A 25,523-nucleotide genomic window follows, 5' to 3' on the forward strand; every position below is an offset into this window, starting at 1 on the left:
AATATATCACGTATTTAAAACACTTTATAAAATTATATACTTATTGGTAGTCGCTAAAGCACGAGAGAAAATACTATGAAAATATTACAACTAATAAGTATTACATCTAAAATCTAGTCTAACTTACTAATGATATGTTTCATAAACTAGATTTATTCTAGATTTATTTCTACATGGTATTTCTAACTAATAGATATTTCAAAGAAAACTACTTAAAAAATACTATCCTTTAATTAAATTACTCACCCCCTTCTACTAAAAAACCTCTCTTATAAGTATATTTACTATCATAATTTTTTATAGAAGTAAAATTATATTTATATAATAATATATAGCTCTTCTGAACAGAAGATCAAGTCGATTACATAAAGACATTGATCTATCTAAAATTTATGAGATGATTGAAAATACCTATTAAAATATAGTAATTAATAAATAGTATTTTAAAAAATTCAAAATATGGGTAAAAAAATAGACATAAATCTTTATCACTTTCTTTAATAAACATTAACTACACCCTAATAAAGGGTAAAATAATTTTATAGCATAGAGCCATGCTACACTACAGTAGATTTTATGTCTATTATAATCCACTTAAAAATATAAAGGTAAATTAATTTAATTTGATAATTTAGTTAGAAAAAGAGGAAATATATGCGACATCTCGCGGACTTAGTTACTCAAATAAAGGTAGCTATAAAAAATGCCCAAGATATAACTACGTTAAATAACTTACGTATTGCATTTCTGGGTAAAAAGGGTTTTTTAACACTCAAAATGAGGCTACTACGTGATTTACCAATCAAAGAACGCCCCATAACTGGTACTATAATTAATCAAGCTAAAAAAGAAGTCAAAGATGCTATATATGCTCGTAAATTAGATTTAGAATCAACATCGATTAACACTTCTATAGTTAAGGATAATATCGATGTCTCTCTTCCTGGTCGTCGTATGGATACGGGTAATGTTCACCCTATCACTCGTACTATAGAACGTATTGAGGCATTTTTTAATAAACTGGGATTTATCGTTGAAACTGGACCAGAGATTGAGGATTGCTATCATAATTTTGATGCTTTAAATATTCCTGTGCATCATCCAGCACGTCATAACCATGATACCTTTTGGTTTGATACGGAGCGTCTACTGCGTACCCAGACCTCTAACATACAAATTCGTACCCTTAAAAAACATCATCCTCCAATTAGGATTATTTCCCCGGGTCGTGTGTATCGTAACGATTATGATTGTACTCATACTCCAATGTTTCATCAAATGGAAGGTTTAATTATTGATAAATATATTAGTTTTACTAATTTAAAATGGACTATGCATGCATGTATAAAAAATTTTTTTGAGGAAGATATGCATATTCGTTTTCGTCCTTCCTATTTCCCATTCACTGAACCTTCAGTAGAAATAGATATTATGCGTGAAAATAGTAAATGGATGGAAGTATTAGGTTGTGGTATGGTTCACCCTCAAGTACTGTTAAATGTAGGTATTGACCCGGATATGTACTATGGCTTTGCATTTGGTATGGGCATAGAGCGTTTAACGATGCTTCGCTACAGTATTACTGATCTACGTGCATTCTTTGAAAATGATCTACGTTTTCTAAAACAGTTTAAATAAATGAGTAATAAAATGAAATTTAGTGAGTTATGGCTGCGCGAATGGGTTAATCCAGCTATTAGTAGTGAGGTACTATTAGAACAAATTACTATGGCCGGTCTTGAAGTAGATTCTATAAAATCAGTTGCTAGTGAATTTTATGGAGTTTTTGTAGGTAAAGTTATTTTATGTAATCATCATCCAAATATAGATAAAATATGGATAACAAAAGTTGATATTGGTAAAGATAAAATTTTAGATATAGTATGTGAGGCACCTAATTGTCGAAAAGACCTAAAAGTTGCGGTTGCAACTATAGGTTCTACCCTATCAAATGGGGATAGAATTAAAAATATTCAAATACATGGAGTACTATCTCAAGGTATTCTGTGCTCATTTACTCACCTAGGTATTTCAGAAAATGATAATGGTATTATAGAATTACCAATGGATGCACCTATAGGAATAAATATACGTGAGTATTTGCAGCTTCATGATAATACTATAGAAATTAATGTAACACCAAATCGTGCTGATTGCTTAAGTATTATTGGTATAGCTCGTGATGTTGCAATACATAATAATATGTCTTTAAATGAACCACTAATAAAAGTTGTACCTACAACAATTAACGATACATTACCAGTAAAAGTTGAAGCAATAGAAGCTTGTCCACGTTATTTAAGCCGTGTAGTTAAAAATATTAATTTAACATCGAGCACTCCATTGTGGATGCGTGAAAAATTGCGTCGTAGTGGTATTAGATCTATTAATCCTATTATCGATGTAACTAATTATGTCCTAATTGAACTAGGACAACCTATACATGCTTTTGATTTAAATCTTATTAAAGGCGGTATAGTAATACGTATGGCTAAGCAGGAGAATGAAAAAATAATTCTATTAAATGGTAACGAAGTAACGCTATCAGCAGATACATTAGTTATTGCCGACCAGGAAAAAATACTTGCTATGGGAGGTATTATGGGAGGTGCATACTCCTGTATCAATATGGTAACTAATGATGTATTATTAGAGTGTGCCTATTTTAATCCATCCTATATTATTGGGCGTGCACGTCGTCAGTGTTTACATACAGATGCTTCTCATCGCTATGAACGTGGTGTAGATCCATATATTCAAGCTAAGGCAATGGAACGCGCAACTAGCTTACTAATTAATATCTGTGGTGGACAGGCAGGTCCTGTGATTGAGATTACCAATGAAGTAATGTTACCAAAATACCCAACTATTATATTACGACGTGCAAAATTAGATCGTTTAATTGGTTATCATATAGTAGATGACCAGGTAACAGACATTCTAAAACGTCTGGGCTGTAAAGTTATCTTTACTAAAGATACATGGCAAGTGGTAGCACCAAGCTGGTCTTTCGATATTAAGATAGAAGAAAATATTATAAGTAAAGTTGCACGTGTATATGGTTATCACAATATTCCAGATGTACCAATTAAAGTTGAATTGATGATGACTAAAAATAATGAAGATAATCTTCCACTGCAGCGTGTAAAAACTATGCTCGCAGATCGTGGTTATCAGGAAGTCATTACATACAGTTTTGTCGATCCTAAAATTCAAAATTTACTTCATCCTTCTGAAGAATCTTTAAGTATACTCAGTCCTATTTCTCCCGAAATGTCGGCAATGCGTGTATCTTTGTGGACGGGACTTCTATCTGTTGTGGTACATAATCAGCATCGTCAGGAATCACGTGTACGTTTATTTGAAACTGGTTTACGCTTTATTCCTAATACTACTGCTAATTTAGGTGTGCGTCAGGAAGCTATGTTAGCTTGTGTAATTACTGGTAATCAGTATAAAGAACATTGGAATTTTGAGAATAAGATTGTAGATTTTTACGATCTTAAAGGAGATCTAGAATCTATTTTAGATTTAACTTGCAATATGAATGAATTTCAATTCAAAGCAAAAACTCACCCTGCTTTACATCCTGGAAAAAGTGCAGCAATTTATTTATCAGGAATTCTCGTTGGGTTTATTGGTGTTGTACACCCTGCTCTAGAACGCAAACTAGATCTTAATGGTCGTACAGTAATATTTGAAATAGAGTTGCAAGCTATTGCAAAACGTCGCATTCCTAAATCTCTCCACATTTCTCGTTATCCACCAAATCGTCGTGATATTTCTATTGTAATAGATGAAAATATTCCTGCAGAAGATGTTTTATTAGAGTGTAGAAGAGTTGGTATAAACCAATTAGTTGATGTAAACTTATTTGATGTATATCATGGTGAGACTGTTATTGATGGTTATAAAAGTTTAGCTATTAGTCTAATATTTCAAGATACTACGCATACTCTAAAAGAGCAGGAGATTACTGCAGCTGTAGCAAAATGTGTACAAGTATTAAAATATCGATTTAAAGCTTCCTTGAGGGATTAAAATGATTGCTCTTAATAAAGCTGAAATATCTGAACATTTATTTAAAAGCATGAAACTTAGCAAAAAAGATGCTAGAGATCTTGTAGAAATATTTTTTAAAGAAATTAGGCAGTCTTTAAGAAAAGGAGAGTCAGTAACATTATCGGGATTTGGTAATTTTATCTTAAGAGACAAAAAACAAAGACCGGGGCGTAATCCTAAAACTGGAGAAGATATCTTAATTAAAGAGAGACGTGTTGTTACATTTCATGCAGGATATAAACTTAAAAGTCGTATCAAAAAAATACTATGATTATAAAGTAGGTAATATTTAATTTTTAAAATCATTATTCTATGATGATAAGTTCAAGGTAAATATATAATATTATATGTATGATACATGTGTAGAATTTCATTCATATAGCGTTATTAAATAAATTACTTAAGAGAAAGTAAATGTAATACCTTATTAAATATTTTAGTAAAAGATTATATAATAAGATAGTAATTATAAGATCTTAAGAAGATTAGTACTTATAATAATATTTATTTAAAAATTTATTGATTTTAGATTCAGCTAATGTGTATATACTAGTAAAATAAAATAGAGACATTTATTTTACACGATGGATAAATGCCTTAGTAAAATTAATTTATATAATGATAATTAAGTAATACTAGTAATTTTTAACGAAGTAGTAATAGTAATATTTTATTTGTCATATTTTATATAAAATATTTATGTTTTTATTTTTCTTATTTTTAATATACTATTTTTAATATACTTAATCTAGTAATAGATTTGTAATATTAGCATTAAGGTAGTAAGTTTATTTTAAAGTATTATTATAGATTTAGTATACTTATTTAATATTTCAATTATCATTATTGTATTTTATAATCTTATCTTGAATAGATCTGTTAGTTGTAATAATTGCTATATTACTTTACATATATTATATAATAAAAAAAGAATAATAATAATTATTAAATTATTTTATAGCAGAAATAGATTTTTATATAATAATATTAAGTTAATTTATATTACCTTATTCTATAAGGGGTCAATTGCTATACTACCTAATAAAACATTTTTGTATTGTATTTCTTAATTAAGTAAAAAAATTTATTAAATAAATATTATATAGAATATTTATACTATTCATATTAAATATTTTATTAAATTAGTTTTTATAAATAAAATACAAAAAACAAACAGTGTATTTATAATCCTAAATATAATACAAAAGTAAATATGTACTCTTAATAGAGTATATATTTAGAAATGATGTATAGATATATATAATTTATAGGAAACCTATAAATTATTAATTTATTAATTAAGGATAGATTATTTTATTGTAATAAATACTATTTAAATTAAGATATAATATTTTTATAAAATTTAGTGAATTTATTTTATATAGAATATATATGTATTTTATTTAAATAAATAGCAAGAGTACTTTTTCATATAAAAAATTATTTTTTAGTATAGATATAAGAGAAAAACAACAAAAATAAGTATTGATTATATTTATAATATAATATTATAAGAAATTTACTATATACTCCTTAAATATTCATTGAAAAAAAAATATTATTAATCTATTGAAAGTTAAATTCAGAAAGCATTCCAGTAATATACTATCATAAAATATTATACTAATTGTATTTTATAGGTATTAGTCTAAATAATATAAATAAAAATATATTTAAAATAACTTATGTATATAGTTTATTAAAACTAATATTACTGATATCTATATACAATAACTTAAATATTTATGTGTTATGTTTTAATATAAAAATAGATAATTTATTAATAACTAAAAATAATATATAGTATTTTTAGATAAAAAGTGTTATATAATATATTAAGTAACAATATAGGAGACAACTATGTCCTTAACACTACCTACATTACCATATAAAAAAAATGCACTAGAACCATTTATCTCTGAAGAAACATTAAATTACCATTACACTAAACATCATGCGAATTATTTAATAAACTTAAATAATATGATTCAAGGTACTGAATTTGCAGATAAATCACTAGAAGATATCATTAAAACTGCTACTGGAGATATTTTTAATAATGCTGCTCAAGTTTGGAATCATACTTTTTATTGGCAATCCCTGGCTCCAAAGATCAGTAATATTCCCATCGGAATTGTAGCAGAAGAAATTAATCAAATTTTTGGTTCATTCAAGTGCTTTAAAGAAAAGTTTACACAAGCTGCAATTAATAATTTTGGTTCTGGCTGGACTTGGTTAGTTAAAAATACAGATAATTCCTTATCTATTATAAATACCTCAAATGCAGCTACTATAATTACTGGAGTAGCAAAACCACTACTAACCATAGATGTTTGGGAACATGCGTACTATATAGATTACCGTAATGCGCGCTCTAAATACTTAGAAAATATATGGTCTCTAGTAAATTGGGAATTTGTTGCTAACAACTATCACAAATAAAATATTTATTGAACTAAAACATAATTTTACTAGTTATAAGTTTTTATATTTTTATATTACGCAATATTTTAAGACAATTAACAAGATTTTCATCCATAGGAGCTTGAATATCAATATATTTACCAGTGTTAGGATGTTTAAAATATAATGCTGCTGCATGTAAAAACAAACGATCCAAACCAGTAAATTCTAGTATTCTATCGAATTCACGATCACCATAGCGATTGTCAAAAGCAATTGGATGACCAGCATAAAGAGTATGTACGCGTATTTGGTGAGTACGTCCTGTGATAGGATATGCATTTACTAGTGTAGCATTTGTAAATTGTTCTTCTACCTTAAAATATGTCACTGAAGGTTTACCTATATTATTTACGCGCACAATACGCCTACCACCTTGTAAAATATTATTTTGTATTGGCACCCTAACTACTTCGTGATGTGAATTCCAGTGATCTCTTACTAAGGCAAGATAATTTTTTTGAATGCTTTTCATGCGTAATTGTTCGTGAAGAGCTAATAGTACCGAGCGTTTTTTAGCAATTAATAATACCCCGGATGTTTCACGGTCTAAACGATGTGCTAGTTCAAGAAATTTTGCTGTAGGACGTAATGCACGTAATCCCTCTATAACACCAAAACTTAGCCCACTACCACCATGTACTGCTGTTCCAGAAGGCTTATTAAGTACTAGTAAGTAATCATCCTCAAATATAATACAATTATTAAGTATTGCTATTTTATTTAGTTCAATAGAAACTGGTGTCTTATGATTCTTAGAAATAAACATCGGGGGAATACGAACTTGGTCCCCAATCTGTAATTTATATTGTGGTTTAATACGTTTTTTATTAACACGTACTTCACCTTGACTTACAATACGATAAATCATACTTTTTGGTATATCTTTAAGCCTGTTTCGTAAAAAATTATCAATACGCTGCCTAGCGGCATTAGTAGTAATAGTTACGAATGTTACTAATGATTTATTCATATCTAATTTATACTCATATTTATATATACACTTTAAAACGATAAATATCGTATTCTTTTTATACTAAAATTGTTAAAAATTTTATATATAAATACGAATGGTATAATAATGTATTATAATATACTATGAATTATAGAATATAAGCTCTAATACATTACTAGATTATTATTTAAAATTTTCAATAATATTGAATACTAGTTATACTATTTACCATATTAATATATATTAAAGATTAAGTTGTTTATTTAGATGAAAATTATCATGAAATAGAATTGTGTATTCACTTGCCTTACTATGATTAAATAAAATACAATCCTTATAGCTTCTATATACTAATTTTAATATAAATAGTATAATAAAATTATATATTGTTTTTATCTATATAAGCAATTATTTAATAAGATATAGTATGGTTACTACAAGATCACTAAAGTATATAGAAATATAAATATTAATTATAGCAATATTAGAGGATATATAATCCTAAGCATTTAGATAATATTAGGAATAAAATTTTATTTGCATTACTCAAAATAAATAATAATTTGATTTTTTTAAAATATTTTAATATTTTAAATGATATATATAATATTAACCACTGATTACAGTAGTTTTGAGAAACTCAAATAATCTCTTATTATTTTAAACACCTAATATATATTAGTAATAATTACTACTATATTGGGAGTAATTAAATTTATCATTCTTTGATTAAAGAATAAACATTATTTTTCTAGATCTAAATCATCTATTATTTATTAACTTATATATATTTATTGCTTTGGATTTATTAAGTACATTTAAATTATCACTATATTTAGATCAATATTAATAAAGAATATTTAAATAAATTTACTTCATATAGCACATAGTAATTTTTTAAAAAAATAAGTTACTGTTATTGATATAACGTAACTTTTAACCTACTAATATATATCTAAATAATTATATAACCTTGATATTCGTTAAGCATAATTAATTATTGAGATAAGATATATTCTCGAATATCGAAATATTACGTACCACTCTATTTGTTTTACTGATGAATTTGTTTCTTAAATATGGATTTTATTTTATTAGATAAAAATCATATCCCTATATTTCAGCTAGATTTATTAATATTTCATTAATTTTATAAGTAAACAACTTACTAAATACTAAAGTTTAACTCTAACAATAGGGAATTCTATGCTTCTCTGAAATATATTCTATCATAAATAATATGATATTTATTAGTACTTGCTAATAATTATTATTTCTTATATATACTAAATATAGTACATCATAAGTAGTATGTATAAAATCATTAAAGTAAATACTATATTAATTTGTTAATATCAGATAATTATTTTATCTTGTTTTTATTAATATTAAGATACTTTAATTATGCAGGATTGATTATGAATAAAATTGTATTGGCTACTAAAAATTTAGGTAAAGTACATGAACTAACAAATATACTTACTAATTTTAATTTAAATATTATAACTCAGGATGAGTTAGGAGTAGATTCTATAGAAGAAACTGGTTTGACATTCATAGAAAATGCCATTATAAAAGCACGCCATGTTACGCAAATTACTGGTTTACCTACTATTGCTGAAGATTCAGGTTTAACTGTAGATGCTCTTAGGGGGGCTCCGGGAATTTATTCTGCACGCTATGCTGGTGGTGATAAAATTAGTGATCGTCAAAATTTAAAAAAATTACTAGTAAATTTACAAGATGTTCCAAAAGGAAAACGCCAAGCTAAATTTCACTGTATAATAGTTTACTTGTGTGATGCTAAAAATCCTACCCCATTAGTATGTCATGGTATATGGTTAGGAGAGATTGGTTTTAAACCATTAGGAAAAAATGGTTTTGGTTATGATTCTGTTTTTTATCCTGCTAATCTAGATTGTTCTGCTGCGCAGTTGACTCGAGAGCATAAAATGAAAATCTCACATCGTGGTCAAGCAATTAAGTTGCTATTAGAAGCTATGCATAATGCTTAATACACCCCCTCTCAGTCTTTATATACATATTCCGTGGTGTTTACAGAAATGTCCATATTGTGATTTTCATTCTTATGCTACCAATAGTAATATTCCTTCTATGGAGTATGTTAGACATCTTTTAGCAGATTTAGATCATGATATAAAATTAATTTATGGGCGTGAAATTAGTACTATTTTTATTGGGGGAGGCACTCCTAATTTATTAAGTGCAGAAGGAATGCAGCATTTAATGGATGGTATACGTATACGTTTACCATTAGCTGCAAATATTGAAGTTACTATGGAAGCTAATCCAGGTATAATACAAACTGAGCTTTTTGTTTCTTATCAAATAGCAGGTATAAATCGTATTTCTATTGGTGCACAAAGTTTTAACAAAAAACATCTATCTATCTTAGGAAGAATACATACTCCTGAAGAAGCAAAGAAAGCAATATCTGTAATACAAAAATTAGACCTACATAGTTTTAATATTGATCTGATATATGGATTATTAAATCAATCTTCAGAAGAAGCACTGGAGGATTTATATCACGCTATTAAATTTAATAATACGCCACATCTATCTTGGTATCAATTAACAATAGAAGATAATACATTATTTTCTGCACATCCACCAAAATTACCAGATAATGATACCCTATGGAATATTTTCCAATACGGAGATACTCTATTACGTTCTACTGGTTATAAGCAATATGAAACTTCATCTTATGCGAAAGATGGTTATCAGTGTCATCATAATTTAAATTATTGGCGATTTGGCGATTATCTGGGAATTGGTTGTGGTGCACATGGTAAAATAACATTTAGAGACGGTTGTATTATTCGTACAGTAAAGACGCGTCATCCTCGTAAGTATATGAAGGGTAGTTATTTACACAAAAAGACTCAGATAAATAATAATGATCTTCCTTTAGAATTTTTTATAAATCGTTTTAGGTTATTTGAGCCAACACCACGGATAGAATTTCAGCTTTATACGGGACTTAAAGAAGAGTTTATTAGAACTCAACTAAATCATGCGATAGCTAGAAATTATATTATAGAAACTAAAGAGTCTTGGCAAATAACTCAATATGGCAAATTATTTCTTAATTCTTTATTAGAGATTTTCTTGTAGAGGTAAATATTCATGAGTTAAAAATAATTATAAAAGAAATTATAAAATTAGTAGGTTTTAGAAAGAATATTTTCATATAGATCTTAGAATAATACTTTTTAAGTATTGCTATATAAACCTCAATCTTCAATTGAAATCTCATGAATTATATTTAGTAGTAATGATTATTGTATATATTATATAATAAAAATATCAATGATACATATATATTTGCATATATAATCATTGATATTTTATATACCGTTTTTGTAAGAAAGAATTAATAAGATTATTAGATATTTCATTATAATATTTATTATTTAAACAGTCAATAAATTTGAGTGGCTAAATCTCTTTTAAAATTTTAGTATATTACTATATAGTTAACCAGAGGTTAACATAACTACAATTAATACTAAAGATTCCTAGTAATAGTATATAAATCATTAAAATAAGTAAAAATACTTTCATAATATAATTTAATGAATTATATTATGAATATTTCTGTTGTTAGTACTTATTTTACCTATCAAACCTTATATTTTAGTTTATCTATTTAAAATATACTGTAATACATTATAAATATAAATAATAATAACTTTCGTAAGAGGGTAAAATTAATTAAAAACTTTTATAATACCTATTAATTTATATCTTATTTATCAGTATTTTATACTGGATGTATTTTAAATTAAGTTTATATAGACCCATTGTTTATGTGGTTTATTTTCTCTTATCTTACTCCTTACTGCTTAAGAAATAATACGGATGATATATTAAATATTTTTATTGATTTTACTATTTTAGTTATTAACAACAGTTAGGTTGTGAATAGTAATTAAAATACTTTGATTATGAAATTGTATTTATAGTATTTTATTTTTATCGGGAGAGTTTACATTTTAATTGTAATTACATAGAATAAGAAGAAAAGCACTTAATCTATTAATATTTTTGTGTAGATTGCTAGATAAAAAATATTAATACAAATAATTAAATTTAATAATTTTTATTATTAATTTGATTTATAATATCAGTATTTAAGAAGTAATAGTTATTATTACTATAATATAGTACAAGTTTTTAACAAATATTAAAAAATTTATTGTATTTTAGAATAAAAATTCTAATGTTGTTAGTTAATTCTACGTTCAATTGCACTTATTAACATACCTGTAATTGATATATTACTACACTCTGCTTCAATTTCACGAACACAGGTAGGACTAGTAATATTTATTTCCGTCAGGCGATCTCCTATGATATCTAAACCAACAAATAAAAGACCTTTCTTCTGAAGGATTGGAGCTATTTTATGCGCAATATCCCAGTCAATTTTTGTAAGCGGACGAACATCACCATAACCACCTGCTGCTAAATTTCCACGAGATTCACCGATTTTAGGAGTACGAGCTAAACAGTACGGAACCGTTTCACCATCTACTACTAAAATACGTTTATCGCCATATTTTATTTCCGGTAGAAAGTTTTGTGCCATGCAAAAACTTTTACCTTCTTTAGTTAAAGTTTCTATTATAACGGATAAGTTAATATCTTTTTCTTTTACTCTAAAAATAGATTTTCCACCCATACCGTCTAACGGTTTAATAATTATATCACCATGTTTAGCATATAACGCGCGTATATGATCATCCTGACATGTAACTAAAGTATCAGGAATTAAATCGGGAAAACAAGTTATAAAGAATTTTTCATTACAATCTCGTAAACTTTGCGGCTTATTAATTACAAGAGTACCTTGATTTTCAGCACATTCAAGAATGTAGGTAATATATAAAAATTCAGAATTAAAAGGAGGATTTTTACGTATGAAGATGACATCCAAATAAGATAATAAAATATCCTGTTCTCCGTGAAACTCATACCAGTTATCCTTATCTTCTTTTACCTTAAGTAATTTTGTATGAGCACGTCCTTCTCCTATATACATATACAGATCTCTCATTTCCATATAATGTATCTCATAACCACAGTTCTGAGCCGCTAACAGTATAGCAAAGCTAGTATCCTTTTTAATATTAATAGAACTAATAGGGTCCATAATAATACCAAATTTGATCATTATTGCTCCATAAATTTCTTAATAATAATATAAAGTAATTAAATTTATAGTAAAATATTTTTATGTTTAAAACCAATCAATAGAGCTAAAGTAAAAGATAATTTAGTGTTTTAAATTAGTCCTAATATAGATTATTTAACTTAGAAAACATTTAAATCTGCTGTTAAAACTGCTGATATCTAAACTATTGTTTATAACAATGTTTTTATAGTGTATAAATTAACAGTTATAAATTCGTATAAACTACTTGATTTTTAATGACAGTATTTATAAATATTTATAATATGGCATAAGGGAATAAGATAATGTCTCATTTTTTTAAAAAAAATAATTGTCTATATAACTAGATAATTGTTTAAATAAATTTTATTATCTATTTTAGATAAATATATAAAATATAATAGGTATATTATATACTATATATAAATAATGAAATTATTTTTTATCACTTTCATATTTATATATTAATATTTCTTATGCATAATTTCTTATTTTATTAGTAATACGATGGAAATAAATTAAATAACACTTTGATTAAGATCAATATTAAATTAATTGTGGAATTTATATTCCACATCATTACTCGTAAGTAATTTTACGATATAACTAGTAACTACACGATAATAAATAAGATATATACATAACATAATATTTATTAAATTATATATTATTTATTTTAACTTATATACATATAAATAATAACAGTAAGATACTTCTTTTATTAAGGTATTAAAAATAATAATATAAGATGTTTAAAAAAACACACATGATAATTAAATACTTAAATAAGTTACATACATATATTTGGTTTTTTCTTTAAATAAATAATTTTTTTTAAAATATTATACAATGTAATTATAAAATTACATGATATTTTAATCATAACCATTTTTATAATATAAATTTTGATTATATTTAGGTAAGTTAATTTAATTAGTTTTACTTATTCTTAAACTGATTTAATAAAGATAATTTATCTATACTATTAATAATATCTTATAATTTTTAATTAATTTAATTGTAAACTTACATATCTTATAATAAATTTTCTAAGAAAGATAAATTTTAGAAGAGTTTATAAATTTACTATACTAATAAGTGATATATATTAATTTAATATAGATCACTAATGATGAAAAAATACTATAGATTATAATGTCTAATAGACTGTAAGTAATTATACTTAATTATATATATCTTATCATATGTTAATATGAAGATTATATTTTTAATATATATGTACATTAGATGTATCAAAAATTGATAAATTATATATATTGATTTATCTTAAATAATAACAATAAATTATGTATTAAATATTATATAATATTATAAGTCAGATCCTAAAGGAATTAAAAAATATTATATATAATACTTGTTACCTTAGAAATATTTCTTTATGAAAGAAAATATATCTTAGATTTATATCTAAGTTAATATAGTAATAATGATATAAATATCTAATATGTTTACTACAAATAGATAAAAAGACTTTAAGTCAACATTGATATTAATTTAAAAAAATTAACTCTTTATTTTTTTATTTATTAACTTGGTTATTATAAGGTAATTGATTTAAAAAATTTAAATTGTACCTTTTAATCTAAAGTAATATCAGATTTATGATATTTGGATATTATAATAAAATAGCAAGTAATTCTCATAGAATAATAAGAATTAATACATTACTAAGATAGTATGTATACTATAAGTGATATATCAAATAATTAGTAGTCAAAGTATTTTTATATTATTAATGTATTTAAAAATACAAGAATATTGAGTTATTAAAAGTTTATTTTTTCCAAATGACATAAGTAACATGGAATAAATTTATTAATTAATACCCTAAATATATATACTAAGATAATCATGCAATAAATAAATAGACTGATTATTAAATCTTTAGAGAATAAATATTATTAATTAAGTAGATATTTTATAAGGATATTTATATATATATTTAAATCTTATTTTATTATAGCTAGATAATTTACTATCAATAATACAATATAATTGTAATAAAAATAGTTAGTAACTATTTATAATATAATTATTATTAATAGATAACGGTAAAATAATTCAGTTAAGATCAAGATATATAAAATACTAGGAGTAATAAAGGGTTATTTTTATTAACTTAATTACTGATAAATACTAATTAAAAGTAAGAAAAATAATATATCTAAATTTTAAATAAGTTTTGGTATTATGAATCAATATTTTGAGTATAATAAATAATAATAACTATAAACAGGAATAAATAACAAGAATGCTATTGACTAATATAAATGAATGTTAGATTACCCTTAATAAAAAAATTTTTTATATTACTTTAAATGCAAAATTAAAATTATAATTTACAAAAGAATATATTTCAAATATTAAAGTACAAATATTATACAATTAATATTGTATTTATGGTTTATACATCAGTTATCTTATACTTATATTACTAATCAGATAACTTATATGAAATTATTGATTACAATATTTTAATAAAATTATTTCTATTAGTAATTAAAATATTGTATTATGTGCATTAAGAATTATTCGGTATTTCATATTATAATATAGTTGTAATAGTTACTAATAGTGTTTTATTTATTAAAAACAAATTGAGTTGGCTGGTGAATGAAAAATACCTTATTATAATAACTATAAACATCGTAATAAATGTAATTTTATTATATTTATTATAAAATATACTTATATAATACTAATAAATAAAAGATATAAAAGTATTCAAAAAATAACAATACAAAATGTTAAAATTTAGTGTAATAAGTTTTATGGTGCAGTAATAAATGATTAACTTTAAAAATTAAATTTAGTTTATTTATTTTATTATTTATATTCTATACGTAAAATTAATATAGCAATATATTTAATATTATAAATATAATATTTATTAGCCACAGAACATACACAAGTGAATAATATGCTTAATTCGTTAATTAAGCTATTTTATAGATTAATTACTAGTATTATGATCATATATAAGGAACTATTATAACAGGATAAAGAGATATTTTTTATATTATATCAATAATAGCAACTTACGCTATTTAAGTAAATTAAAAGTAATAAAGTTTATTAAAAATAAAATATTACCATACATTTATAAGTATTATCTATGTTAGATGTAGTATCACTACTAGTTTGCTAAGTATATATGTTAGATATTAGATAAAAAGATATAAATATCTATGTAACGCATATTCACTAGATTTAAATAATATTCAGTTAATCATATTAAACTTAATGTTTAGTTTATTGATTATTTTTACTGTTATCCATATAACATATAAAATAATTCTAGGCAAATATTTAAAAATTATTTTTTAAAAAAATAAAACACTAAGGAAATTTTAATATAACCGCATATTAGCTAATATTTTTTATGTAGTTAATAATTTAATAAATCTTTAATTTAGGTTACTATTCTTATAAAGAGTAAAGTTTTTATGTATTAGTAATAATATTATAAAAAATATAAATTAGAATAAATTATTTTACACTTCGACATAACTGTATTTATTATATATATTATATTTATCTAAGATATTAATTAAGAATTATACAATAGAATTTGTTATTTTTTATAAAATTTTAAGAATATTTTAATAACATTACATAATGTAAAATTTATTAAAGAAATTAAGAATCATACTTATAATACTATTATATTGTTTAATAAGTATTAAGTAAATCATTTATTAGTTTGAAAAATATAAATTTATTTAATTTATACCTTATCTGGGATTTTATTTTTATAAATTATATTATTAATATACCTAAATGTAGTAATATAGATTATATTTAGTATGATGATAAAATATCAATCTAAGTTATCTTTTGATTGAATTTAGTAGATTGCGGCATTATATATAAAATATATAGTTAAATATTTTAAATTTTTTCACTATATAATATTTACTTTAAAATATTCAATAATTTTAATTTAGATTATTTATCTAATAGATAATAGTTTATTATAAAATAATTGATTATTTTTTTATTTAACGTTAGATTATATTGAGGTATTTATTTTAGAGCTAATAATTAAAATTAATATAATTACCCAATAATAATTATTATTCACTATATCCAGTTATACATCTTTACCTTAAAATATTGTTAATAATTATTTGCTTATAATTATAATTTTATTATTAGATGAAATATTCTAAAAAATATTTAAAATAGTAGTTATGCATATATATAAAATATTTTTGAATATTTTACATTTACTATTGCGTTCAATAAACCGACACTCTATTATAATTAAAATAGTAGTATCACAATATAATTTGAGATGAAAATAAATGAATGAAGCATTAAAAATTTTGAACAACATACGTACTTTACGTGCACAAGCTAGAGAATGTATTTTAGAGACCCTAGAAGAAATGTTAGAAAAATTAGAAGTTGTCGTAAAAGAACGACGTGAAGAAGAGAATCAGGCTCAAGAAGAGATTAAAGAGCGTGCTAGAAAATTACAACAATATCGTGAGATGTTAATTGCAGATGGTATTGATCCTAATGAGCTTCTGCAAACTATGTCTAATAGCAAAGTACCAGGAAAATCTAAACGCGTCATGCGTCCAGCTAAATATAAATATGTTAATAAAAACAATGAAACTAAAACTTGGACTGGACAAGGTCGTACCCCCTCAATAATAAAACGTGCTATTGAAGAAAACGGTAAGTCTTTGGAAGATTTTCTGTTGTAAAATTTATAATTCATATTAAACATAAATATATATAATAATATTTTCTATATAAGTTATTAGATTATAATGTCATCTCTTATTTATATTTAATCAGCGTAGTAATTTAAAGATTTTAACCAGGTAGTAAATTCTTTACCTAAAGAAGGGTGATGCATACATTTTCTTACAAAGGCTTGTATATAACCCATTTTATTACCACAATCATAACTAAGACCTTTTAAGAGGTGTGCTTCTACTACTTCTTCCTGAATTAGCATATCTATAGCATCTGTAAGTTGAATTTCCTTATCTATTCCTAAGGGTATTTTAGATAAACATAACCATATTTTAGGAGAAAATACATAACGACCAACAATAGACATATTTGAGGGTGCTTTATCATATGTAGGTTTCTCTACTACAGCCTTTATCGGGGTACTCTTACCAGATTGCAAGCTAATAATATTACAATCTATAATTCCGTAGTTGGATACATATTTAATAGGTACTGGTTCAACCATAATTTGACTATATTTTGTTTCTTTATAACGTTCTATCATTTTGCTTAAGTTATCTGTATTAATTTTCGTGTTGTATTCTTCTAAGATAACATCAGGTAAGACCACAACAAATGGTTCATTATTAACTAATGGATAAGCACAAAGAATTGCATGTCCAAGACCCTTAGGTAATCCCTGACGCACCTGTATTATAGTAACATTTTTAGGACAAATAGAACGAACTTCGGATAGCAACTGACGTTTTAAATGTTTATCTGATATATTTTCCAATTCAAAATTGTTATCAAAATGGTTTTCAATGGAGTTTTTTGAAGAATGAGTAACTAAAATAATTTCATTAATACCTGCTCTAATGCACTCATTTACTACATACTGAATCATAGGTTTATCTACCAAGGGGAGCATTTCTTTGGGAATAGCTTTGGTTGCTGGTAACATGCGAGTCCCTAGTCCGGCAACAGGTATAATAGCTTTTTTTATTGATATTGACATATGACCTCTATAAAGCTTTATTTACTATTAAGAAGATAAAATAAAGTAAAAATTAAAGGTATTGTATAGTAATGTCCTCATTTCAAATAATATTTTTTGCACATTGTATATCTTATAAGATATAAAATAAAATAATATTTATTACAATATAATAATAAGAATATAAACTATATCCCTTAAGATTTTTTATATATGTTAGTTAACATTAATTTTAAAATAGATTAATTATATATAGTAAGGTTCAGTTTAAAAATATCTTTTAATATTCTTAATAAGTTTTAATATTATTTCTTGGGGTTTTATTAATATATTTAAAGAGTAAACATAAAAATCTTAATAGTGGTCTACTCTATACTAGATCTAGTATTGAATATTAAATAAAGTAAGTTACCCTAAAATAACTTAAAGGTATATAGAATATATACTACAGTAATTTTACTAGAATAAAATAACTTACTCTTTATCATAGGCTAAAGATAACGCCATTATGCGTGCATCTTCCCATCCAGTAAGGGTTGGGTAATAACATTTACGTATTGATACTTCATTAAAACCCATTGATTCATAAAAAGCTATTGCTAAATGGTTTGAATCACGTACTTCTAGCCATAATTTTAAAATATTTTTTTTCTTTACTAGATCAGAGATTAGTTCTTGAAATAGCTTACGTCCTAATCCTTGACGTTGATAAGATGGAGTAACAGCAATATTAAATAAAGTAGCTTCTTTACATATTACTTGAGTAATTGCAAAAGCGGTTAATATATTATTATATTCTAATTTAAGGTTATAATAACATTTACCATAATTACTTAAAAAAGTCTGTGCAGACCATGGATATATGTTACTGTCGCACTCAATCTTAAAAGCAGCCCTAAAATCTGTATACTTAAGAGGAGATACTTTATTTTTTATTGAAAAAGTATTATACATCGTTGTAAACTTCTATAATATAGGGTTATTCTAATATTATATATTATATATTATATATTATTAACTTTATTCATATAGATAATATCTATATTTTAATAAAAAGATTTTTTTAAAATAATTAACTTAAGTGTAATTCATAAACATGAAGCATAATTAATTATATATCTTTATATATTTACCACTATAAATAGTATTAATAATTTTTTTAATATAAAATAATTTATATTAAAAAATTTTTTTAATTCTATAAGATGTAAGTTATTTATTTAAATTTAATTTAAATATTATTCAATATTAATTGGGTCGTGCAGGATTTGAACCTGCGACCAATTGATTAAAAGTCAACTGCTCTACCAACTGAGCTAACGACCCACTGTTTTAAATATTTTTATTATTATATTATATTTAATACAATACAATAATATTAACTAAATTAATAATTCATTATAATATAGAAATTATAGAATATATATTCTGTAAACTAATTTTTATCTCTTTATAATTATAATACAGCATAAATTAGCTGCAACAAGTAATATTTTTATAAATTAATAATATTTTCTATAATGTAGTAATAATTTTTTGTGCTTTCTTAGCTGCATCACTACCTGGATACTCTTTTATAACATTCTTATATACAATACAAGCTTTATCAAGATCACCCTTTTCTTGCATGATTACTCCAACCTTATACATAGCCTCAGAAGATTTTGATGATTGAGGGTAATTCTTTACTACTACAGCAAAATAATAAACTGCATCATCTTTTTTATTTTTTTTGTATAAAAGTTGACCCAACCAGTAATTAGCATTTGGCTGATAGATTGAATTTGGATATTTTTTAATAAATTGTTGGAAAGCAATAATTGCTTGATCATTTTGTTTTTTTAAAATTACTAAATTTATTGCAGAATTATATTCTGTCTTAGCATAATCTTTATAATTATTTGGTAATACAGTAGGATTAGCTAAATAGCAATGATTATTTGCTGAATTTAAAGATAAATCATTTTTAGATCTTGTTGTTTGATTTACATTATTCCTACTATTTAACTGTAATAAATCTTGTTTTTGACGTAAATTAATCTGATTAAGATTATATCTATTTTCCTGAATTTGACCACGTAGTAAATCAATATCTAGCTGATTATCAGAAAGTTGCTGCTGTAACTGAGAAAATAGCTGACTTTGTGCATTAGTGATACGTTCAAGTACAGTAATTCTATCTTCCATTGAGGCCGAATGATTAATTAAGGTTTGTGCAATAGCAGTAGATGATACTGCTATTGCATTCAGTAAAAAAAGACTAGACAAAACAAGTCTAAAATTACTGATCATTCAATAATTCTCCTGTTACTTGCTTTATTTCAAGTACTGCACGGCGATTTTTAGTATATGCAGTTTCGTCATGACCTAGTACAGCTGGTTTTTCCTTCCCATAGGAAATTATAGATATTTGATTAGCTTCTACGCCTTTAGATTGTAGATATATTTTAACTGCATTAGCGCGACGTTCTCCTAATGAGATATTGTACTCTGGAGTTCCACGCTCATCGGTATGACCTTCTATAGTTACTTTATACGATGGATTTTTACGCAGAATAGCGGAATTAGTATCCAAAAGTTCAGCATATTCAGCGCTTACATTATATTTATCTAAATCAAAGTAAACTATATTATTCTTTTGAAGTTCTTCTATATGAATATGATCTTGTCCTGCATAAGATAAATTACTATTATTATCTTCTATACTATTATTAGTCTTTATTTCTGATTGATCATCATTCGCATTTTTGTGTGAACTACAAGCAGAAACAGTTATAATAGATAGTCCTAACATCAGTTTATTTAGAGTTTTGTTAATTTGCATGCTATTAATCCTTTGTTATTTATTATAAATCTATTATATAAATATATTATAGATATGGCGACCAAGCAGGAAATTTAACCTGACTATTAGCTGCCGGAAGATGCGCTCTAAAATGCCCATCAGTAGATACTAAACGTAAAACAGAATTCAGGCCTTCAGTGGCACTATAAATAACCATAGTACCATTTGGCGAGATACTCGGAGTTTCGTCTAGGAACGTACTAGTCAAAACTTGACGTGTATTAGATGTAATATTTAGTTTAGTGATATGTTGTGCACCTTCGTTTGTGCTAACCATAACAAGAAACTTTCCGTCATAACTTACGTTTCCGTTCTGATTACGAATACCATACCAAGTAAGACGTTCATACTCACCATTATTAATGTTAACTTTATAAATCTGTGGGCGACCACATTGATCAGAAGTAAATGCTAAAGTTTTACTATCTGGGAACCACGAAGGTTCAGTATTATTACTACGATCTTCAGTAACCTGACGCATTGAACCAGAACTTAGCTCCATTACATACAAGTTAAGATTACCAGTTTTAGATAATGCAAAAGCTATCTTTTTACCGTCTGGAGAAAAAGATGGCGCACCGTTATGCCGTGGGAATGCCGCAACCCGACTAATATTTCCGTCAGACAGAGTCTGAATTATAAGAACTGACTGGCCACTTTCAAATGTTACATATGCAAGTTTTTTTCCATCGGGAGACCAGGTAGGAGACATTAATGGTTGCATCGAACGGTGAATAATCAATGGATTATAGCCATCGTAGTCAGCAATACATAATTCATAAGGGAATTGATTATTGTTATTATGGACTACATAGGCGATGCGAGTACGAAATGCACCTTTAATACCCGTAAGTTTCTCAAAAACTTCATTACTGCTATTATGAGCAGCATAACGTAAACACTGTCTGTTAACTTTATATTGATTTTGAGATATTATCCTCCTTGAATTGTTAGATATATCAATCATATTGTAATTTACAATATAATAACCATCAGAGCTTGGATGAACTTGCCCAAGAACTATTGCTTCAATACCCAATGAAGTCCAATCTGCAGGTATTACTTCATTAACTGTTATTGGTTTTTGTGGTATACGTTTAGTATTAATAGGATTAAATTTACCGCTATTACGTAAGTCAGCAGCAATAATTTTACCGATATCTTCAGGGGCAGGACCTAGTCCGGTCCATTTAAATGGAATAACAACAATTGGACGTGCAGTATTTATACCATGAGTAATCACTATTTTTATTTCTGCATGAAGCATGCTACCCCACCATAGGCTTAATAGCCCAATAGTTATAATAAATGCCTGCTTCATTAAATATCCTCATATATAGCCAACTAAATAATTATAATTTTAAAAATTTTAAAAAAGAGTGTTAATAAACTATTTTATTTATTGCTTAATAATAATTAAGAAACAATAAAAACATCATTACTATTATACATTGTATTAAGTGTTTATTAAATTATTTATTATATTTTGCAGTAATATTTTTATAATTAAACATTATATTACCAGCTATCCTGAGTCTGTATTAAATAAAAAATACTTTCTCTCAGTATTTTAACTGAAATATTTTAATCAAATATAAGTGCAAACAAAGATGGAAGTAATAAGATAATATTACTAAATATAATTTTTACATTAATCATATCTAATAAAATTAATTAATCACTCCTAATGATTGCAAGATTAAAAAGAAAATATTTTAACATAGTATGTGATTTGTGAAGACACCTATGGTTCTTTGCTATTACTTTTGCTGTTTAAGGGTACAAAAAATTATTTATATTAAGCAGAGTTATTTTGTAAATTTACTACAAGCAAGGTAATTATTATTATTACGTACAGTGCATTATCAGGTATTGTATTGGTCATATAATATCATTTTTTTATTTATATTACTTTAGTATCTTACCACGAATAATATAAAACTCTATATTTAAAGCACCTCTATTTTAAATATTTTTACTACCATATCGTTAATAAAAATATTTTTATAACCTAATGCATATAAGATATTACATCCAGTTTTTTTAAATTTTTACTGTGATAATTTACTTAGTTATTAATAAAATAAGATGTTTAATTAGACACACAATATGTTGTGTAGATTATTACTATCTAGATTTATATAATATCTAAATATAATATAATTATATATATTTCTTGTATTACTCATAATATTAAATTTTATTTAATTTAAATATTAATAAATATTATCATGATAATATCAAAAAAGTAGACACTTAAAATAACTTTAACTCTGTTGTAATAAGTAGCACCGTTAAGAAAATATTTTATCATGAATACAATATAAAATATTTGTAATATATATTACATGAATAGTATATAATTATTATTAATTATTAGATCATTAATTTTATATATTGTGTATTGTAGAGTTACTATAATTACAATTTGTTAAACTTTATTAAAAATCAATACCCTATTGATACTACTTCTAGTATATATATTACTTAAAATAATAAATAATAGCTAATATATTTAAGCATAAATAAAATTCTTGAGTATATTAGTTTATACTAAAAATAGTAGTAAATATCAAATATATATATTTATATAATAAATATAAATTATATTACATCTTTCTTGATAAAGAAAAAACAAATTATTATTTATAATAAATAAAATTTCTCTATAAAAATTAAATTTTATAAAAATTGCTTATTTATTTAAATAAATCAATATAATATGCCTTCTTTTTTGAGCTAATTAGTTAAAATCTAGTATAATATTTAATGAGTAGTGGTGCTAATCACATAGCAAACAAAAATAAAGTTATCTTTTACATAAAAAATCTATTTACATATAAGAATGAGATTATAAATATTTTGTTAAATTATTTTATAGAATATCTATAATAATTAATTAAAAGACTAAATTAATTTTATATAAAATAGATTAGTAAAGTAATACAAATAATCAGATACAATAAATAAAGTTATCTTATTGCATATATTAAATTTAGCTAATTATATCTATATATACTATATAGATATAATTTTATTTTTAGTAGTATTTTAATGAAAAACTTTCATGCAATAGAAATCCTGATCAGGAGATATATTTTAATAGTAATAAATATTAATCTAATTGAGTAATATTTTAGTTTTAAAAAAACTAACATAAATAATATATATTTCAATACGTGAGAGCTTTCAATCACAAATAATTTATACTCAAATAATTAAGTAATATACCTTGCATGATTATCATCATTATTGATATATAATAATATTATTCAATTTTATTTTTTATAAAAATTTTGATATGATTATGGATAATAGATGGTAATATATTTGGATCATTATTTACCTTTATCAATATATATTATTGCTTTGTATTTTATAAAATTATAAAAGTAATTATTTTGGTTCAAAATTAATAAAAGCATTTTTAAATACACGGTAAATAGATTCACTAGGAGGTTTAGGGTATATAGCCATTTTGGCTGCTGTTATAGCCGCCTGACAAAGATCAGGGGCACCACCTTTAGAAATAACATTCAATAACATACCATTTGACGAAAGCTGAATGTGTAATTTACATACTTCTCCACTAAAAATTGAGTCTATATGGAATTTACTTTCAATCGCAGCTTGAATTTTTCTAGCATAGTCACTAATTTCCGTAGAGGAAGCTATATTGGTTTTGCTATTATTATGATTGGCTGATTTAATTTTAACATCAAAACTAATATCTCTAAAATTTCCATTCCTATTAAGATTTTTTTTACTATCTGCTAATAAGTTAAATAAATTATGCACTCTTTCTGAATCTTTAATATTATTTTTTGTTTTATTATATAATTGATTATTATTATTTTTAATAGATTTTTTTTCAGTTATATTAGTAGTGACCTGCTTAGCATGATCTATTATTTGTATTTTATTTTTCTGCTCTTTCTTGAAATCTAGATGTTTCTCGGATTGTTTTTGTTGTAAATATTTTATTTCTCTTCCTGATTCTTTTTGATTATACTGTTGTTCTGTGCTGATTAAATGAATTTGTTTTTGTTGTTGTTTTAATTGTAAATTATAATGCTGTATTATTGCAACGTGATCAACCATCATTGTATTAACATCAGACCTAATATTTATGCTTGAATTCTTCGTGATTGAGATCCATATGGACAATCCTATTAGGACGATATGTAGAATAATTGAAATCATAAAAGAGCTATTCAACTTATCGTTTTTTTGCATAATATTACCACTATTAAATTCTTAATAACTACTTTCCAGGGGAGATGGCTTC

General features: G+C 24.5%; 15 protein-coding genes and 1 tRNA gene. 7 read left to right on the forward strand and 9 right to left on the reverse strand.

Going from position 1 to position 25,523, the window contains the following annotated elements:
• Positions 1 to 654 precede the first annotated feature (654 nt).
• The 4 genes from pheS (at position 655) to K0T98_RS01835 (ending at position 6,504) form a co-directional block, all read left to right on the forward strand.
• Positions 655 to 1,638, forward strand: a complete 984-nt coding sequence (pheS, locus tag K0T98_RS01820) for a phenylalanine--tRNA ligase subunit alpha (protein ID WP_225639175.1) — start codon at positions 655 to 657, stop codon at positions 1,636 to 1,638.
• A gap of 12 nt (positions 1,639 to 1,650) precedes the next feature.
• Entirely contained in the window at positions 1,651 to 4,041 is a 2,391-nt protein-coding gene (gene pheT / locus K0T98_RS01825; protein WP_225639176.1) for a phenylalanine--tRNA ligase subunit beta, read from the forward strand.
• Between the two features lie 4 nt (positions 4,042 to 4,045).
• The gene (locus K0T98_RS01830) at positions 4,046 to 4,333 is read left to right on the forward strand and encodes an integration host factor subunit alpha (protein ID WP_225639669.1); all 288 of its coding nucleotides are present in this window, start codon (positions 4,046 to 4,048) and stop codon (positions 4,331 to 4,333) included.
• A gap of 1,589 nt (positions 4,334 to 5,922) precedes the next feature.
• A complete protein-coding gene (locus K0T98_RS01835; protein ID WP_225639177.1) occupies positions 5,923 to 6,504 on the forward strand; it encodes a Fe-Mn family superoxide dismutase in 582 nt (193 codons plus the stop codon).
• A gap of 43 nt (positions 6,505 to 6,547) precedes the next feature.
• On the opposite strand, the gene rluC is transcribed toward K0T98_RS01835, so the two are convergent.
• On the reverse strand, positions 6,548 to 7,498 hold the full coding sequence (gene rluC / locus K0T98_RS01840; protein WP_225639178.1) for a 23S rRNA pseudouridine(955/2504/2580) synthase RluC: 951 nt from the start codon (positions 7,496 to 7,498) through the stop codon (positions 6,548 to 6,550).
• A gap of 1,400 nt (positions 7,499 to 8,898) precedes the next feature.
• Here rluC and rdgB point away from each other — a divergent pair.
• Entirely contained in the window at positions 8,899 to 9,495 is a 597-nt protein-coding gene (gene rdgB, locus K0T98_RS01845) for an RdgB/HAM1 family non-canonical purine NTP pyrophosphatase (RefSeq protein ID WP_225639179.1), read from the forward strand.
• Positions 9,488 to 10,621 (forward strand): radical SAM family heme chaperone HemW, encoded by a 1,134-nt coding sequence (hemW, locus tag K0T98_RS01850; protein WP_225639180.1) that lies wholly within the window; start codon positions 9,488 to 9,490, stop codon positions 10,619 to 10,621. The genes rdgB and hemW overlap by 8 nt, the downstream gene beginning before the upstream one ends.
• A gap of 1,114 nt (positions 10,622 to 11,735) precedes the next feature.
• On the opposite strand, the gene gshB is transcribed toward hemW, so the two are convergent.
• Positions 11,736 to 12,683, reverse strand: a complete 948-nt coding sequence (gshB, locus tag K0T98_RS01855) for a glutathione synthase (RefSeq protein ID WP_225639181.1) — start codon at positions 12,681 to 12,683, stop codon at positions 11,736 to 11,738.
• Positions 12,684 to 17,011: 4,328 nt separating this feature from the next.
• Between gshB and hns the strand changes: the two genes are divergently transcribed.
• On the forward strand, positions 17,012 to 17,419 hold the full coding sequence (gene hns / locus K0T98_RS01860; RefSeq protein ID WP_225639182.1) for a histone-like nucleoid-structuring protein H-NS: 408 nt from the start codon (positions 17,012 to 17,014) through the stop codon (positions 17,417 to 17,419).
• Positions 17,420 to 17,505: 86 nt separating this feature from the next.
• Here hns and galU read toward each other — a convergent pair whose 3' ends face one another.
• The 7 genes from galU to tolA all read right to left on the reverse strand — a co-directional run bounded on the left by galU (position 17,506) and on the right by tolA (position 25,471).
• Positions 17,506 to 18,411: a UTP--glucose-1-phosphate uridylyltransferase GalU gene (gene galU, locus K0T98_RS01865; RefSeq protein WP_225639183.1), complete on the reverse strand. Its 906-nt coding sequence runs from the start codon at positions 18,409 to 18,411 to the stop codon at positions 17,506 to 17,508.
• Positions 18,412 to 18,864: 453 nt separating this feature from the next.
• Complete coding sequence (rimI, locus tag K0T98_RS01870; protein ID WP_225639184.1) at positions 18,865 to 19,344, reverse strand: ribosomal protein S18-alanine N-acetyltransferase; 480 nt, start codon at positions 19,342 to 19,344, stop codon at positions 18,865 to 18,867.
• 299 nt (positions 19,345 to 19,643) lie between these two features.
• Positions 19,644 to 19,716 (reverse strand) — tRNA-Lys (locus K0T98_RS01875).
• Between the two features lie 189 nt (positions 19,717 to 19,905).
• A complete protein-coding gene (gene ybgF / locus K0T98_RS01880) occupies positions 19,906 to 20,682 on the reverse strand; it encodes a tol-pal system protein YbgF (protein ID WP_225639185.1) in 777 nt (258 codons plus the stop codon).
• Positions 20,672 to 21,214 (reverse strand): peptidoglycan-associated lipoprotein Pal, encoded by a 543-nt coding sequence (gene pal / locus K0T98_RS01885; protein ID WP_225639186.1) that lies wholly within the window; start codon positions 21,212 to 21,214, stop codon positions 20,672 to 20,674. Before pal ends, ybgF begins: the two co-directional genes overlap by 11 nt.
• A 46-nt stretch (positions 21,215 to 21,260) precedes the next feature.
• Entirely contained in the window at positions 21,261 to 22,556 is a 1,296-nt protein-coding gene (gene tolB, locus K0T98_RS01890; protein ID WP_225639187.1) for a Tol-Pal system beta propeller repeat protein TolB, read from the reverse strand.
• A gap of 2,075 nt (positions 22,557 to 24,631) precedes the next feature.
• A complete protein-coding gene (gene tolA, locus K0T98_RS01895) occupies positions 24,632 to 25,471 on the reverse strand; it encodes a cell envelope integrity protein TolA (RefSeq protein WP_225639188.1) in 840 nt (279 codons plus the stop codon).
• Positions 25,472 to 25,523: the final 52 nt, after the last annotated feature.

The sequence above is a fragment of the Candidatus Profftia sp. (ex Adelges kitamiensis) genome, assembly GCF_020342455.1.
Classification (GTDB): Bacteria; Pseudomonadota; Gammaproteobacteria; order Enterobacterales; family Enterobacteriaceae; genus Profftia.